Below are 15,237 nucleotides of genomic sequence, written 5' to 3'. Positions count from 1 at the left end.
ATCCGACCTGCCGTATTTTACTGCGCAGCCACCTTGGCCGGCTCCGCCACTACCGGCGTCATCTTCAAGGAACGGCTGAGGAAGCCCCAGCGGTCCGCCACTTCTTCGATCTGCTTGGTCGTCGGCTTGCCGGCGCCATGGCCCGCCTTGCTATCGATGCGGATCAGCACGGGCGCGGCACCGCCTTGCGCTGCCTGGGCGGCGGCGGCGAACTTGAAGCTGTGGGCAGGCACGACGCGGTCGTCGTGGTCGGCCGTCGTGATCATGGTGGCCGGATAGCAGCCGCCCGCCTTCAGGTTGTGCAGCGGCGAGTACTTCACCAGCGCCTTGAACTGTTCGGCGTCGTCCGACGAACCGTAGTCAGGCACCCAGCCCCAGCCCACTGTAAACTTGTGGAAGCGCAACATGTCGAGCACGCCCACTTGCGGGATGGCCGCCGCGAACAAGTCGGGACGCTGCGTCATGGCCGCGCCCACCAGCAGGCCGCCATTGCTGCCGCCGCCGATCGCCAGCTTCGATGGCGAAGTAACCTTGTTGTCCACCAGCCATTGCGCCGCGCCGATAAAGTCGTCGAACACGTTTTGCTTGTTCAGCTTGGTGCCAGCCTGGTGCCAGGCTTCGCCGTACTCGCCGCCGCCGCGCAGGTTGGCCATCACGTAGACGCCGCCCATTTCCACCCAGGCAAGATTCGCCACGGAGAAGCTTGGCGTGAGCGAAATATTGAAGCCGCCATAGCCGTACAGATAGGTCGGGTTGGAACCGTCGAGCTTCATGCCTTTTTTCGAGACGATGAACATCGGCACCTTGGTGCCGTCGCGGCTGGTGAAGAATTGCTGGCGTGTTTCAAAGGCGTTCGGGTCGAAATCGACCTTCGGCTGGCGGTATACCGTGCTCTTGCCCGACTTCATGTCGTAGCGGTAGATGGTCGCTGGCGTCGTGAAGCTGGTAAACGAGTAAAACGTTTCCGTATCGCCGCGCTTGCCCGCAAAGCCGCCGGCCGAACCGATGCCCGGCAAGGCCACTTCGCGCACCAGCTTGCCGTTCAGGCCGACGATCTTGATTTGCGTTTGCGCATCTTTCAAGTAGTCGAGCACCAACTGGTTGTTGATCAGGTTGACGGCGACGAGGGTTTCCGCCGCTTCCGGCACGATTTCCTTCCAGTCGGATGGCTGCGGTTTGCGCGTATCGATGGCGATCACGCGCGATTTTGGCGCCTTGTTGTCCGTCTTGAAGAAGAACACGGGACCGTCATTGTCGATGAACGAGTACGAAGCATCGAACTCTTCCAGCAAGCCCACGACCTTGGCGTTCTTCTGGCGCAAGTCCTTGTAGAAGATGCGGTTCTTGCGTTCCGTGCCTTGCGTGGCCGTGATGATCAGATAATTGCCGTCGTCGCTGACGGTGCTGCCGCCGAACGCCCATTCCTTCTGGTCGGGACGGTCGAAGACCAGTACGTCGTCGCTTTGCGGCGTGCCGATCTTGTGGAAATACAATTTCTGGAAGTAATTGATATCGGCCAGCTTGGTGGCTTCGTTCGGCGCGTCATAGCGGCTGTAGAAGAAACCGGTGTTGTCCTTGGTCCACGAGGCGCCCGAGAACTTGGCCCACTGGATGTGGTCCGTCAAATCCTTGCCCGTCTCGATGTCGCGCACTTTCCACTCGTTCCAGTCGGAACCGGAAGCGGCCGTGGCGTACGCCAGGTACTTGCCGTTCGGGCTGATCGAGGTGCCGGCCAGCGCCACCGTGCCATCCGTGGACAGGGTGTTCGGATCCAGCAGCAGGCGTGGCTCGTCCGTCAGTTTTTTCACCGTGTACAGCACGGCCTGGTTTTGCAAGCCGTCATTGCGGCTGTAGAAGTAGCGGCCGCCCTGCTTCGTTGGTGTAGAGAAACGCTCATAGTTCCACAGCTTGGTCAGGCGCTGCTTGATCGCGGCGCGCTCGGGGATGGTGCCCAGGTACGACTGCGTCAGCTTGTTTTGCGCCGTGACCCACTCGCCCGTTTCCGCGCTGTTGGCATCTTCCAGCCAACGGTACGGATCGGCAATGGTGGTGCCGAAATAGCTGTCTTGCTGGTCGACTTTTTTGCTGACAGGATACGTCACCGGAGCGCCGTCGCCGGCCGGGCACGATGGCGTCGCGGCGCTTTGCGCCAGGGCATTGCCACCGAAAGCGGCCAGCAAGCTGAATATGAGGGTTGCACTACGTAATTGCATGGGTTGTTTGTCTCATTGTTGGATGTCGAGGAAAGCAGGCCAGGCATACGCCGCGGCTGCCCATGTTGACTTTCGCCAAGAGAAATCATAGCGCGGATTGCCACTTTTAAAGCACAGTTATCTGAGGAATTTGCCGTCTTTTGTTTGGCAAATTCACATGGATCGCCATGATAAATCTCGCTTTCCGCGAAATCGACAAGCTGACGTTCATACAAGAAACATTATCAAAAGCAAAGTCGTTTCATCAAGCTGTCATAAATCTTCTTTACTATCGGCAACATGTTCATGGCCCGTCCAGAGGCCGTGCCGCCACAGCCTCCTATGCACACTCTCGCCCTCCCTTCCACCACCGCCGCGCCGCCCGGCGTGATGCCATCGAACGTGGCTTACCTGAAACCGCCATCGCTTCCCATGACCATCGAAGGGACGGACGCCTTGCACGAGATCCTCGCGGGCCGCAAGCTCAGCGCGCTGTTCCAGCCCATCATCCACATGCACAGCGGCGACATCATCGGTTACGAAGGCTTGATACGGGGGCCGTCCGACAGCCCCCTGCACGCGCCGATGAATCTGTTCAAGGTGGCGCGCGCGCACGATCTGACCCTGGAAGTGGAACACCTGTGCCGGCAAGTGGTGCTTGAACGCTTCGCCGAACTGCAGCTGCCGGGAAAACTGTTTCTCAACGTCAGCCCCGAATGCCTGCTGCTGCGCAATGCCCGCCATGGCGAAACCCTGGAATACATCGAGCACATCGGCATCAATCCGGACCGTGTCATCATCGAGCTGACGGAAAACCAGCCCACCTACGATTACGAGCTGATGCGCGAGGCGGTGCTGCATTACCGTAACATGGGTTTCCAGATCGCCATCGACGACCTCGGTGAAGGTTTTTCCAGCCTGCGCCTGTGGTCGGAACTGCGCCCGGAATACGTGAAGATCGACATGCATTTCATCCAGGGCATCAACAACGATCCCGTGAAACTGCAGTTCGTGCGCTCGATCCAGGAAATCGCGGAGAAATCGGGCACCCTGGTCATCGCCGAAGGCATCGAGGCGCAGACGGAATTGCTGGTCTTGCGCGACCTGGGCGTGGCGTTCGGGCAAGGCTATCATTTGGGCCGGCCCAACGCCGTGCCGGCGCGCGCCCTGCCGGCCGAAGTGGTGCAGGCGCTGGGGCGCAATGGCGTGGCCGTGTATCCGCAGCGCAGCAGCCTGGAAAAAAATGGCGCCAGCATCCGCAAGCTGCTGCACAAGGTGGCGGCCGTGTCGCCGCAGCTCAACAATAACGAGGTGTACGATATCTTCCTGAAGGAACCGAAGCTGATGATCATTCCCGTCGTCGACGACGGCGTGCCGCTGGGCCTGATCAGCCGCTTCGACATGATCGACCACTTCGCCCGCCCTTACCAGCGCGAACTGTATGGTAGGAAATCATGCAGCCTGTTCATGGATGCCACGCCCCTGATTGCCGACCACGAGACGAGCTTGCAGGAACTCAGCTACACCATGGTGCAATCCGATGCCCACCACCTGTTCAACGGCTTCATCATCACCGAGCACGGCCGTTACCTGGGCATGGGCACGGGCCACGACCTGATGCGCGAAATCACGCAGATGCAGATCAACGCGGCCCGCTACGCCAACCCGCTGACACAATTGCCCGGCAACGTGCCCATCAACGAACATATCGACCGCTTATTGCACAGCGGCAGCCGCTTCTGGGTCTGCTATTGCGACCTCGACCACTTCAAGCCCTTCAACGATGTGTACGGCTACCGCAAGGGCGACGACGTAATCCAGCTGACGGGAGAAATCCTCAGCAGCCATTGCGACCCGAACCGCGACTTCATCGGCCACATCGGCGGCGACGATTTCATGATTCTGTTCCAGAGCGAAGACTGGGAAACGCGCTGCCAGGCCATGCTGGACGACTTCGCGGCCGCCATCCTCGCCTACTACAGCACGGGCGACTGCGAACGGGGCGGCTACATCAGCGAAGACCGGCAAGGCAAGAAAGTGTTTTACTCGTTGATCAGCTTGTCGCTGGGCGTCATCAAGGTCGAGGCGCACCAGTACTACACGCACCACCAGATCGCCACGCAGGCGGCCGAAGCAAAGAAGCAGGCAAAGAAAATCCACGGCAACAGCCTGTTCCTGGACCGGCGGCAAGGCACGGGCGCGGCGCGCATGGATGCCTAGCCCGGGGCAATACGGGTACGCAAGATCAAATACGCACAAGGTCGCCAAACGCATTGCCGCTGCGCGCATCGGGCACGAATGCCAGGCTGATGTGGGCGCCATCGCGGCGCGCCTGCACACGGTAGCTGCCTGCGGGCAGGTCCACGAACAGGCCGCCATAGGCCGTGTCCGGTTCCAGGCCGCCGCCCGTGACGTCCTCTCCGGCGCCGATGAAGACGCGGCCCGAGACGACGGCCAGGTGCACGATCACCTGCGGCTCGGCAAGTTCGGCATGCAAGGCGAGTTCATACGCGCCGTCGCCGCCCACGTTGAAAAACGCCGCTTGCCCCGCATTCACGGCCGCCAGTTCCGCGCTGGGGATGCTCCACCAGTCGCAGTCGTCTTCCAGCCTGTGGCGCAAGAGGGCCGGGTCGAACACGCACACGGTAGCCGTACCCGTGACGATGCGCGTCATGCGGCCAGCGGCGCCGGTCCCAGCAGGGGCTGGCTCGCCACATACTGCGCGCTCGCTTGCGCCTGCCATGGAAAATGCCCATCGCGCGACGGCCAGACGATCTGGTACAAAGTAAAGTCATCGCCCTGGTAATACCAGCGCGCATAGCCGACGTAGTCGCGGTATTGCTCGACCGGCACACGCACGAAGGCGCACTGATGGCCTTCCAGCAAGACGTCCGTGGTGGCCGTGAAATCCGTGATGGCGCCGCTGCGCGCGGCATCCAGCGCCACGTCGAGTATCTGGTGGGCCATGTGTCGCGGCAAGCCCATGATGAGAAATTCAGGCTGGCCGAAGCTGTGGCCAGCGCCTATGGTAAAAGCATAGCCGGGACCTTCTTCATCGGCACCGATATGCACGCCATGCCAGCCATGCGTGGCGATGTCGTCGATGACTTTTTGCTCGGATGCGTCCTCGCCTGCCTGCCTTACCATGTTCCACCTTTCACTGTGCCAAGAACGACGCCGCCTTCGCGACATGCCTGTCGGCAATTATCGCATGCAGCGCCAGCCCATGCGCGCACAGTCTCAGTCGCGCGGCGGCAGTTGTGGAAAGCGCAGCTGGTGCCATTGCCGCATGCGCTGCTGCGCCTCCTGCAGCTGCGCCGGTTCCAGCCTGGACGCCGCCGCTTCCCGGGCCCTGGCCGCCCCGCTATCGCCGCCCTCGGCCGCCAGCGCCAGCCACACGTAGCCGCAGACGCGATCCCTCTCCACGCCGCGACCGCTGTTGTACATGCCGCCCAGATTGTACTGGGCCAGCGCATGGCCCTGGCCGGCCGCGCGCGCATACCATTGCACGGCCAGGCCGTCGTCTTGCGGCACGCCATGGCCGTTCGCATACATGACGCCCAGGTTGTTCTGCGCGCTGGCGTCGCCCTGGTCGGCAGCCGTGCGGTACCAGCGCACGGCGCACACCTCGTCGCGCTCCACGCCCTGGCCATTGGCATACATCACGCCCAGGTTGAACTGCGCATTCGACGCACCCTGGGCCGCCGCCCTCGCATACCAGTCCAGCGCCTGGCGCAAATCGCGGGTGACGCCGCGCCCGCCCGCAAACATGCCGCCCAGATTGTATTGCGCCATGCAATGACCTTGCAGGGCGGCACGCCGGTACCAGGCGACGGCGCGCGCCTCGTCCTTGTCCACGCCCTGCCCGCGCGCCAGCATCAGGCCCAGGTTGAACTGGGCGTCGGCGTCATCCTGCTCGGCTGCCCGCTGCAGCCAGGCATAGGCGCGCAGCTGGTCGGGCGCCACGCCCAAACCTTCCGCATACGCCACGCCAAGTTGCCGCTGCGCCACGGCCAGTCCCTGGGCGGCGGCCTGGCGGAACCAGGCCAGCGCCTGCGCATCGCTCTGCACCACGCCCTGGCCCCGCTTGTAGACGAGCCCCAGGTTCAGCTGCGCCTGCGCATCGCCCTGCAAGGCTGCCTTGCGGAACCAGGCCAGGGCCAGCGCATCGTTCTTTTTCGCGCCGAGACCCTGGGCATACGCTTCGCCCAGCAAGGATTGCGCGCTGGCCACGCCCTGTTCTGAAGCGCGGTAAAACCACGCCAGGGCCAGCTCGTCGCTCTGCGGAACACCGCGTCCCCTGCGGTACATCTGTCCCAGGTTTTGCTGGGCCGAGGCGTCACCCTGGGCGGCTGCGCGGCGAAACCACAGCACGGCGTCTTCATCGCTCTGCTCCACGCCGCGGCAATGGTAATACATGGCACCCAGGTGATTCTGCGCGAACGCCAGCCCCTGCAGCGCGGCCAGGCGCAGCCAGACAAAGGCGCGCGCATCGTCCTGCGCCACGCCTTCGCCCTTTTTGTACATCAATCCCAGGTTGAACTGGGCGTAGGCATTGCCCTGCTCGGCAGCCGTGCGGAACCAGATATACGCCTGGTGGCTATCTCTGGCAGTATGGTGCTTGTCCATGTGCGCCCCCATCCACATCGCGCTTGCCGACAGCACGCGCAAAACGGCGGCCCAGGGCGGCGAATCGTGTGTTGCCTAAATTTTAAATTCGATGCGGGGGAAGGGCTTGAGCAGGCTCAAACGAAATAACAAAATCATATCGTTTTGATGAGCCCGCTTAGAGAGGAATCGGCGCTCAGCGGCGCGATGGATGCTTTTGCAGGAATTGCGGCACCTTGGCGGCGGCCAGCTTGTTCAGCGACACGAGCAAGTCCGCGTCGACGTCGGCGATGCCGTAGCTGCTGCGCAAATGGCGGCCGATATGGATCAGCACTTGCGCCGCCACTTCCGCATCGGATTCGGCCCTGTGGGCGGCGCTCTTGAAGGCGATGCCCAGCTGGCTCGACAGCTGGCCCAGCTTGTAGCTGGCCATGCCGGGAAACACGCGGCGCGACAGTTTTAATGAACACACGAGCGACTGGTGCGCCGGTGTCAGGTTCAGCCTGGCGCTTTCCGCGCGCAGGAATTTTTCATCGAAGCTGGCATTGTGCGCCGACAAGGCATCGCTGCCGATAAAGTCGAGCAACTGCGGCACCACCTCGGCCACGGGCGGCGCCTTGTCGACCATCGCCTGCGTAATGCCCGTCAAGCCCGTGATGAACGAGGGAATGCGCGCATTGCAATTGATCAGGGTCACGTAGCGGTCCGTGATCCGCCCGCCCTCGATACGCAGCGCCGCCACTTCCGTGATGCGGTCGCCCATGTCGGGCGACAATCCGGTCGTCTCGAAGTCGATCATGACGATCGGTTTGTCAAACACATTCATGAAGTCAGGCTCTTTCTGCGATGCTGCGGTGGGCCAGCTTAGCCGAACTTGCGCACGGCGTCCAGCGCCAAGCCGGCACCAATACTGCCGAACAAGTCGCCTTCGACCTTGCGCGCGGCCGGCACCAGGGCCGCGATCTTTTCACGCAGCAAGCGCACGCCGCTGGAGCCGCCCGTAAAGAAGACGGTGTCGACGGCTTCCGGCGCCACGCCCGCGTCGCGCAGCAAACGCAACACGGTGTCTTCCACGGAACCGCACAGGTGGCCAATGGCCTCGTCGAACTGCGCGCGTTTGAGCAGCAGGCTTTGCGCGGGCGACAAGCGGTCCAGTTCCAGCTGCACTTCGGCCGCATCGGACAGGGCGATCTTGCCCTCTTCCACTTTCATGGCCAGCCAGTGGCCGGCGCGCTCGTCGATCAGCTTTTGCAGACGCCCCATCTTGTCTTGCTCGCGCGCATCGCGGCACACGTCGGCCAGTTGCACCCAGATCTTCTTCGTGTAGGCCAGGTTGATGGTATGCCAGGTCGCCAGGTTGAAATAATAGCTGGACGGCACTTCGCTATTATTGTGCAGGCGGCTGCCATAGCCGAGCAGCGGCATGACGGAAGACAGGCTCAGGTATTTATCGAAGTCCGTGCCACCGATGTGCACGCCGCCGGTGGCGAGGATATCGTCACGGCGCTCGGCCTTTTTCGCCCGTTCCGGCGACAAGCGCACCAGCGAAAAGTCGGAGGTGCCGCCGCCGATGTCGGCGATCAGCACCAGCTCTTCCTTGGTTATCTGCGACTCGTAGTCGAAGGCGGCGGCGATCGGCTCGAACTGGAAGGCGACGTCCTTGAAGCCGACGGAACGGGCCACTTCGGCCAACGTGTCTTGCGCCAGCTGGTCGGCTTGCACATTGTCATCGATAAAGAAGACGGGACGGCCGAACACGGCGGACGAGAATTCGCGGCCGGCGGACTGCTCGGCGCGGCGTTTCACTTCGCCAATGAATTGCGCCAACAGCATACGGAACGGCAGCGCGCGGCCGCCCACTTCCGTCTGGCCATCGATGAGACTGGTACCCAGCAAGCTTTTCAGCGAGCGCATCAAGCGCCCCTCGTAACCGGCCAGATAGCCGGCCAGCGCCGCGCGGCCAAAACTGACTTCCTCGTCTTCCGCATTGAAGAAGACGACGGACGGTAAGGTCGTCTTGCCATCTTCCAGGCCGAGCATGGTGCTCTGCCCGGGACGCGCCCAGCCTACCGTGGAATTTGACGTGCCGAAATCGACGCCGCAAGCATTGGCCATGTCGACCCTTCCCTGAATAAAGGGGCGTTATGTTATCAGAAGGCAGGGCTTTGCACCAGCAAAACCCGTCCGACGAGCTCAACAGCATAAGCTTGCTTTGCATCAAGTACCAGCCGCCCGCAAAAGATACTCTTGGGAAATTAACGCCGAGCAACTCGGCCAGCTCCCGGAGACCCGTCGTGCCCCATGCTCCCCTGCGCCACCTGTCCGCTGCCTTGCTGGCGGCTTTCCTCGTTTCCCTGGCCGGCTGCGGCGGCGGTTCGGCCGATACCCAGGCCGGCGCCGGTTGCGGGCTGCACGGCACGGCAGGCTGCGGCGGCAGCCCGCCACCCCTCAATCCGCCCGTCACGCCACCGGTGACGCCGCCCGTGATACCGCCAGTCACGCCGCCCGAGCCGGCCACCCTGGCCAGCGCCGTCAACCTCGTGTTTTCCAGCACGGAACTGGCTTCGGCGGGCCTGGCCGGCAGTGAAGTGGCCGTCACGGCCCTCGTCAAGGATGACGCCAACCTCGCCTTGCCCAACGCGAAGATTTCCTTTGCTACCGATTCCGGCATCCTCGGCAGCGTCGATGCCGTGACGGACAAGAATGGCCAGGCGCGCGCCCTGCTGGGCACGGGAGGCGCCAACAGCAACCGCAGCATCACCGTGACGGCCAATGTGGGCATGCGCAGCGGCAAGGGTACGGTGGCCGTCACGGGCAGCACCGTGGAAGTGCTGGGGCCCGCCGCCTTGATGCTGGGCCAGGGCGCCGACCTCACCGTCACCGTGCGCGACTCGGCGCGCAAACCCGTTTCCGGCGCCGCCATCGCCTACAGCACGGGCGCCGGCAACGGCGTGCGTGTCAAGGATGGCGGCGCAGCGCTCAGCAATGCGCAAGGCCAGCTGGTGCTGCGCCTGACGGCAGGCAGCCTGGGCAAGGATGCCGTGTCCGTCAATGCGCTGGGCGCGGCCGCCACACAGGCGTATGCCGTGGCGGGCAGCGACCTGCGCCTGAGCCCGGCCGTAAGCCAGGATGCCGGCGGCGCCGACGTGTTGCCGGAAGTGGTCACCCTGGCGTGCCAGCCCATCGACGTGCGCTACGACAAGGCGGGCGTGGCGCAAACGGGTAGCGCCAGCCTGTCGACCTCGCGCGGCAGCCTGTTTGCGGACAGCGCCTGCAGCCAGGCCTTGCCTGTCAGCTTGATGTTCAGCAATGGCAACTTGCCGCGCAGCTATGTGCAATCGGCCAACGCGGGCGTGGCCACCATCACGGCGGCCGTGGCCGGCGGCCCCTCGGCGCAGACGCGGCTGGAATTCGTCGCGCCCCTGAGCGCCGCCAGCAAATTGGCCGTGCAAGCGGAGCCGGCCGTGCTGCGCGCCAATATGACGCCATCGGCCGGCAGCGCCAGTATCAGCAGCATCGGCGCCGCCGTGCGCGATGGCACGGCCAACAACCTGGTCAAGAACGCGCCCGTGCTGTTTACCATCTTGAGCGACCCCAGCGGCGGCTACCTGCGGCAGGCGGGCCGCGTGCTGACGGGCAGCGACGGCCTGGCGCGTGCCGAGTACGTGGCGGGAGCAGCCGACAGCGGCCGCGATGGCGTACTGATCCAGGCCCGCATCGAGGGCGCTGCGCAAGCGGCGGCCACGGCCCTCGTGCGCCTGACGGTGGCGCGGCAAGCGCTGTCGATCAAGCTGGGCACGGGCAGCCTGCTGCGCGAGTATTCAGCCAGCGTGCTGCAAAAGGACTTTGCCGTATTCGTATCCGACAGCGCCGGCAACGCCGTGCCCGGCGTCGCCATCACGGCCGCCGCCTGGCCCAGCCGCTATGCCAAGGGATACTATGTGTGGCAAGCGGACAAGCCCGAGTTCCCCGACACGGGCGTCTGGCGCCTGGCCCTGCCCAATTACAGCTGCGCCAACGAGGACGTCTTGCGCAATGGTATTTTTGATGCCGCCTACGATGGCAACGGCAATGGCGTGCTCGACCCGGGCATTCCCCTGACCGTCAGCGCCAGCGGCCTGAGCGACGCGCTGGGCATGGCCACCGTCACCGTCAGCTATCCGCGCAACTTCGGTTCCTGGGTGCGCATCGCATTGACTGTGCGGGGTACGGTGAGCGGCACGGAAGCGAGCGCCACGGCGGACTTCCCCTTACCCACCCTGGCCAGCGATTTCAGCGCCCGCCGCGTGGACCCGCCGGGACGCATCAGCCCTTATGGCAGCGGCCCCTGCGACAGTCCAGATTGAGGAGCAAGCATACCACTTGCCATTAAATCAAATTATTTGCAACATGGATAAGAAAACAGTCTTGCCACATGGAAATATTTTCGCTATGCTCATTTTTCCCGCCCAGGCCGCCACAAGCGGCCGGGCCTGCAGGAATACTTTGAGACAGGTTGCTTGCCAGACCACTATGCGAAAAAAGAATACTGTAGCCAGGACATCCAGCACCACCACCCGCGCCATACCCGGTGCCGATCGGCGCGTGACCTCGTATGACGTGGCCCTGCTGGCCGGCGTGTCGCAATCGGCCGTGTCGCGCTGCTTCAAGCCGGGCGCCAGCGTTTCGCCAGCCACCCACGCCAAGGTCATGCAGGCGGCCATCAGCCTCGACTACATCCCCAATGCAGCCGCGCGCAGCCTGATCACGCGCCGCTCGAACCTGGTGGCCGTCATCATTTCCAACCTGGCCAATCTGTACTATCCGCAAGTATTGTCCGACCTGAGCCAGCAAATCGCCCGCCAGGGCAAGCGTCTCCTGTTGTTTACCCTCGAGCGCGAAGCGGACATCGGCAAGGTCTTGGGCGATGTGTGGCAATACCAGGTCGATGGCGCCGTCGTGGCCGCCTGCCTGTCGGACGAGCAGATGGCTGAATTCGGCCGGCGCGACGTGCCGCTGGTGCTGTTCAACCGCAGCCCGCGCGAGCACGCCGTGCATGCCGTGCTGTGCGACCAGGCCGAAGCGGCGCGCCTGCTCGTCTCGCGCCTGGCCGAGGCGGGCCACCGCCAGTTCGCCATCATCGACGGTCCCGGCGACTCGGCCGTCGCGCAGGAGCGCAAGGCCGGCATGCTGGACCGTCTGCTGAGCCTGGGCTTGCCCGCGCCCATCGTCGTCAGCGGCAACTACGATTACGCCAGCGGCGGACGCGGCTTGCGCAAGGTCATCGACCGCCTGGGCCGCGTGCCGGACGCCGTCATTTGCGGCAACGACATCATGGCCATCGGCTGCCTGGACACGGCGCGGCATCAGATGGGCATCGAAGTGCCGCTGCAAATGTCGGTGGCCGGTTTCGACGCGCTGGAAGCATCGGGCTGGCTCAGCTACGACATCACCACCCTGCGCCAGCCAGTGCAAAAGATGGCTACGGACGCCGTCGCCATGCTGGGCGAACTGATGGAACGGCGCGGCGGCATCGCCGAACGGCGCCGCTATTGCTCGTATCTGGTGGAGGGAAGTACGGCCAGGCTGACCAGTGAACCGGCGTATATGGCGCAACGTCTCGGCATGATGGCCGCCGCTTAAAACAAAAAAAACCTCGCATCGCTGCGAGGTTTTTGGTTGTGGCATTGTCTGATCAACCGAAGATCTTGCCCTTGAGCATATTCAAACCCTGGCTGACGAGGTCATTGCCTTCCGGTACCTGACCGTCGGGGGTCAGCTTGTCGATCAGCTGGGGCAGCAAGGCTGCCAGGCCGCCCGAGGCCGCGTCCGGTGCGACGCCCGCTTTTTCCGCGATCTGGCTGATCGTGTCGCTACCGAGCGCATCCTTGATCTGTTCGCCGGAGACGGGCGCATTGGCGCCGGTGCCGATCCAGCTGGCCACCTGGTCGCCCAGGCCGCTTTCCTGGAATTTCTGCAGCAAGCCGGGCAAGCCGCCATGCTGGTTGACCAGGTCCATCACACTGGCCATCAATCCCGATGGGGCTTCCCCGTCAGCACTCTTGTTGCCCAAAGCGCTCATCGCCTGTCCTGCAAGTTGATCTAGCAAACTCATCGTATTCTCCTGAACGCTATCGATTGGTGCCGCATGACTGCGGCGTCCGGCATGAACGCAGACCATTCTGCGCCATGGAAATCATTATACTATGAATAATAAAAATGCTATAATTACAATCTCGAGGCGAACGCATGGATAACCCCACTGTCGAGGCATCCACCTCCATCATATTTAGTTCGGCCCAACTTGCAAGCGTAAATTGACAGTTTGCAAAAACGTGTAGAATTAATTTTCCACTTACTGAGGAGTATCAACACATGAACATCAATAAAGCGGTAGACAAGGCTTACGAAAAAAAGACGTTCAAGGAAATCGCTGATGCGCCCGTCGATGCGCTGCAAGGCGTGAGCGAGAAGGATGCGGAGCTGCTCAAGCAAGCGTTCAATATCAAGACCGTGCGCGATCTGGCAAACCTGAAATACTCGAAGTGGGCGCGGGCCATCGTCACCCTGGCCGATACGGAAGAATAATCCGGGCCATGCCTCAGGCATTCCCGTCAGCACAGCCCGCCCCAGTCGGCGGGCTTTTTCATTCCGGCCCGCTATCGGCTCGCAAGCCGATAGCGGCGCGGAGGCGCCATTGGCCACGCCGCTGACCCTGCCAGGCATCTGCTGGCCCCTGCAAGCGAGCATGGGCCACCTTGCCGTCACCACACAGCACATCACGGGCCACTTTCGCGCCGGCGCAGGCGAAGACGCCATCGTCGCGTGCGATCTGCTGCCAGCTGGAAAATTTCGCAATGGCGCGGCGCGCCACTGGTGCCGCACGCACCAGTGCTACTGGGGCACCCTGGCCGACGTGGCCGACCGACAGGCAACGGGGCAGATGCGTTGCCGCCAGCACGCCAGCCCCATGGGCTATGTGCTGTATCCAACGCTGTTCGACCCCAGCCAGTTTCACGCCACGACCTTGCGCCTTGGCACGGATGGCTTGCTGCAACTGCGCGCCAAGGCCAATGACGGCGGCGCCCTGCTGGCGCGCGACACGGCCGCGCTGGCCATCGATTGCCGCGCCCTGCCCGGCCTGTTCCCCACCGACGTCGTGCAACTGAACATCACGCCGCCCGCCGTCCAGGCGTTCACCGCCGCCTTGCAGGCGGGCACGCCGCTGGACTGCAGCGACTGCGCCCGCTGCGGCCATCCGCACCTGGACCTGGGCAGCTTTGCGCTGGCGCCGCACCGCCGCCATAGTTGCGGCCATTGCGGCCACGACGCCTCGCACAGCGCCACGCCCATCGTCTCGACACCGCTGTGGCGCTTGCACCAACGCTACGCGCAATGGTTCTGACACAATACTTCTGAAGGTGCGCCCGCCCACAGTCGGCCTGGTCGCTTGTGCGTAGACTGGCGCCATCACCACCACGAGGACGCTCCCATGCCACACACGCCACACCAGGATGAAGATGGCCAGCCAGGCGAGGACGGCGACTTGTCCGACCTGCTCAGCGAATTGCGCATCCTCTTGCCCGGCGCACAGACCTTGACGGCCTTTCTCTTCCTGCTGCCCTTCAATGGCGGCTTCGCGAAAATCGTGCAGGCGGAAAAGATCGTCTTCCTGGCTACCTTCTTCTTTTCCATGGCGAGCCTGGTGCTGCTCAGCGCCCCGGCCATCCAGCACCGCGTCATGCGCCCCCTGCAAGACCGCGAACGCTTCAAGCGCAATGCCGACCGCATCATGATGGCGGGCGCCCTGTCGTTGGCAATGGCGTTTATCCTGGGTACCAACCTCGTGATATCGGAAGTGTTCGGCCAGGCCGCCGGCATCGTCGCCTGCGCGCTGATCGGTGCACTCGTCATTTGCATGTGGTGGTGGCTGCCCCTGCATTGGAAGCGCAGGAAGAAGATTTGACCAGGCCGCATGCTTTTGCACTTCTTTTTGCGCTTACTTTTGCAAAATGGTGATCTTGCCGTCCGCTTCCAAGAACGCGCATTTCATGTCCTGCAAGGGACAATCGGCCTCGCGCAGCGCCTGCTCCACGTCGCCGCCGGCCACCCGGCATTTTTTGACGACATCATCGAAAATCTGGCCATCGCGGCCCAGCAGCACGGGCGTGCCGTCGACCAGCTCGGCGAACTTGCGGCTGCGCGAACTCAGCCATGCGATCAGCATGTTGAGGCAAATCAGGGTCAATGCCAGTATCAGGCCGGCGGGTACGGAGTCGTCGCCGCCGGACAGGGAATTCGATACGGCCTCGCTCAGCAGCATGACGACCAGCAAGTCGAACGGCGTGAATTGCCCCACCGTCCGCTTGCCCGTCATGCGCACCATCAGCAGCAAGGCAAGGTAGATGACGACGGCGCGCGCCACCAGTTCCCATACCGGCACATCCATATCGAACAT

General features: G+C 63.2%; 14 protein-coding genes. 6 read left to right on the top strand and 8 right to left on the bottom strand.

The annotated features are described in order from the left end of the window. Positions 1–17 precede the first annotated feature (17 nt). Complete coding sequence (locus BLU39_RS20880; protein WP_092716455.1) at positions 18–2,213, bottom strand: prolyl oligopeptidase family serine peptidase; 2,196 nt, start codon at positions 2,211–2,213, stop codon at positions 18–20. Between the two features lie 411 nt (positions 2,214–2,624). Between BLU39_RS20880 and BLU39_RS20875 the strand changes: the two genes are divergently transcribed. Further along, the gene (locus BLU39_RS20875) at positions 2,625–4,412 is read left to right on the top strand and encodes a GGDEF domain-containing protein (RefSeq protein ID WP_092716453.1); all 1,788 of its coding nucleotides are present in this window, start codon (positions 2,625–2,627) and stop codon (positions 4,410–4,412) included. Between the two features lie 25 nt (positions 4,413–4,437). Here BLU39_RS20875 and BLU39_RS20870 read toward each other — a convergent pair whose 3' ends face one another. The 5 genes from BLU39_RS20870 to BLU39_RS20850 form a co-directional block, all read right to left on the bottom strand. After that, positions 4,438–4,866 (bottom strand): DUF6386 family protein, encoded by a 429-nt coding sequence (locus tag BLU39_RS20870; protein WP_092716451.1) that lies wholly within the window; start codon positions 4,864–4,866, stop codon positions 4,438–4,440. Continuing rightward, complete coding sequence (locus tag BLU39_RS20865) at positions 4,863–5,339, bottom strand: DUF4262 domain-containing protein (RefSeq protein ID WP_092716449.1); 477 nt, start codon at positions 5,337–5,339, stop codon at positions 4,863–4,865. Before BLU39_RS20865 ends, BLU39_RS20870 begins: the two co-directional genes overlap by 4 nt. Before the next feature lie 93 nt (positions 5,340–5,432). Continuing rightward, entirely contained in the window at positions 5,433–6,821 is a 1,389-nt protein-coding gene (locus BLU39_RS29205) for a tetratricopeptide repeat protein (protein ID WP_092716667.1), read from the bottom strand. A gap of 175 nt (positions 6,822–6,996) precedes the next feature. Further along, entirely contained in the window at positions 6,997–7,626 is a 630-nt protein-coding gene (locus BLU39_RS20855; protein ID WP_175539376.1) for a 3'-5' exonuclease, read from the bottom strand. Positions 7,627–7,664: 38 nt separating this feature from the next. Continuing rightward, positions 7,665–8,915: an Hsp70 family protein gene (locus BLU39_RS20850; RefSeq protein WP_092716447.1), complete on the bottom strand. Its 1,251-nt coding sequence runs from the start codon at positions 8,913–8,915 to the stop codon at positions 7,665–7,667. A 179-nt stretch (positions 8,916–9,094) separates the two neighbouring features. On the opposite strand from BLU39_RS20850, the gene BLU39_RS20845 reads away from it, so the two are divergent. Both BLU39_RS20845 and BLU39_RS20840 read left to right on the top strand, forming a co-directional pair. Next, positions 9,095–11,146 (top strand): Ig-like domain-containing protein, encoded by a 2,052-nt coding sequence (locus tag BLU39_RS20845; RefSeq protein ID WP_092716445.1) that lies wholly within the window; start codon positions 9,095–9,097, stop codon positions 11,144–11,146. 238 nt (positions 11,147–11,384) lie between these two features. Continuing rightward, positions 11,385–12,422 (top strand): LacI family DNA-binding transcriptional regulator, encoded by a 1,038-nt coding sequence (locus BLU39_RS20840; RefSeq protein WP_232731065.1) that lies wholly within the window; start codon positions 11,385–11,387, stop codon positions 12,420–12,422. 52 nt (positions 12,423–12,474) lie between these two features. Here BLU39_RS20840 and BLU39_RS20835 read toward each other — a convergent pair whose 3' ends face one another. Then, positions 12,475–12,894 carry a YidB family protein gene (locus BLU39_RS20835; protein WP_092716440.1) on the bottom strand — a complete coding sequence of 140 codons (420 nt, stop codon included), beginning with the start codon at positions 12,892–12,894 and terminating at the stop codon, positions 12,475–12,477. A gap of 260 nt (positions 12,895–13,154) precedes the next feature. On the opposite strand from BLU39_RS20835, the gene BLU39_RS20830 reads away from it, so the two are divergent. The 3 genes from BLU39_RS20830 to BLU39_RS20820 all read left to right on the top strand — a co-directional run bounded on the left by BLU39_RS20830 (position 13,155) and on the right by BLU39_RS20820 (position 14,745). After that, positions 13,155–13,367, top strand: a complete 213-nt coding sequence (locus BLU39_RS20830; RefSeq protein WP_034751103.1) for a hypothetical protein — start codon at positions 13,155–13,157, stop codon at positions 13,365–13,367. A gap of 109 nt (positions 13,368–13,476) precedes the next feature. Further along, complete coding sequence (locus tag BLU39_RS20825; protein WP_092716438.1) at positions 13,477–14,184, top strand: hypothetical protein; 708 nt, start codon at positions 13,477–13,479, stop codon at positions 14,182–14,184. A gap of 87 nt (positions 14,185–14,271) precedes the next feature. Further along, complete coding sequence (locus BLU39_RS20820) at positions 14,272–14,745, top strand: DUF6328 family protein (protein WP_092716436.1); 474 nt, start codon at positions 14,272–14,274, stop codon at positions 14,743–14,745. A gap of 33 nt (positions 14,746–14,778) precedes the next feature. On the opposite strand, the gene BLU39_RS20815 is transcribed toward BLU39_RS20820, so the two are convergent. Continuing rightward, the gene (locus tag BLU39_RS20815; protein WP_092716663.1) at positions 14,779–15,237 is read right to left on the bottom strand and encodes a DUF421 domain-containing protein; all 459 of its coding nucleotides are present in this window, start codon (positions 15,235–15,237) and stop codon (positions 14,779–14,781) included.

It is taken from the genome of Janthinobacterium sp. OK676 (assembly GCF_900103595.1).
GTDB lineage: Bacteria > Pseudomonadota > Gammaproteobacteria > Burkholderiales > Burkholderiaceae_D > Janthinobacterium.
The sequence above is the reverse complement of the archived record's forward strand: the minus strand, read 5'-3'. Positions and strand labels throughout refer to the sequence as shown.

Bases quoted from the DNA above. Each gene is read 5' to 3' on its own strand.
- BLU39_RS20880 (WP_092716455.1), bottom strand. From the start codon at position 2,213: ATGCAATTACGTAGTGCAACCCTCATATTCAGCTTGCTGGCCGCTTTC.
- BLU39_RS20875 (WP_092716453.1), top strand. From the start codon at position 2,625: ATGACCATCGAAGGGACGGACGCCTTGCACGAGATCCTCGCGGGCCGC.
- BLU39_RS20870 (WP_092716451.1), bottom strand. From the start codon at position 4,866: ATGACGCGCATCGTCACGGGTACGGCTACCGTGTGCGTGTTCGACCCG.
- BLU39_RS20865 (WP_092716449.1), bottom strand. From the start codon at position 5,339: ATGGTAAGGCAGGCAGGCGAGGACGCATCCGAGCAAAAAGTCATCGAC.
- BLU39_RS29205 (WP_092716667.1), bottom strand. From the start codon at position 6,821: ATGGACAAGCACCATACTGCCAGAGATAGCCACCAGGCGTATATCTGG.
- BLU39_RS20855 (WP_175539376.1), bottom strand. From the start codon at position 7,626: ATGAATGTGTTTGACAAACCGATCGTCATGATCGACTTCGAGACGACC.
- BLU39_RS20850 (WP_092716447.1), bottom strand. From the start codon at position 8,915: ATGGCCAATGCTTGCGGCGTCGATTTCGGCACGTCAAATTCCACGGTA.
- BLU39_RS20835 (WP_092716440.1), bottom strand. From the start codon at position 12,894: ATGAGTTTGCTAGATCAACTTGCAGGACAGGCGATGAGCGCTTTGGGC.
- BLU39_RS20830 (WP_034751103.1), top strand. From the start codon at position 13,155: ATGAACATCAATAAAGCGGTAGACAAGGCTTACGAAAAAAAGACGTTC.
- BLU39_RS20820 (WP_092716436.1), top strand. From the start codon at position 14,272: ATGCCACACACGCCACACCAGGATGAAGATGGCCAGCCAGGCGAGGAC.
- BLU39_RS20815 (WP_092716663.1), bottom strand. From the start codon at position 15,237: ATGTTCGATATGGATGTGCCGGTATGGGAACTGGTGGCGCGCGCCGTC.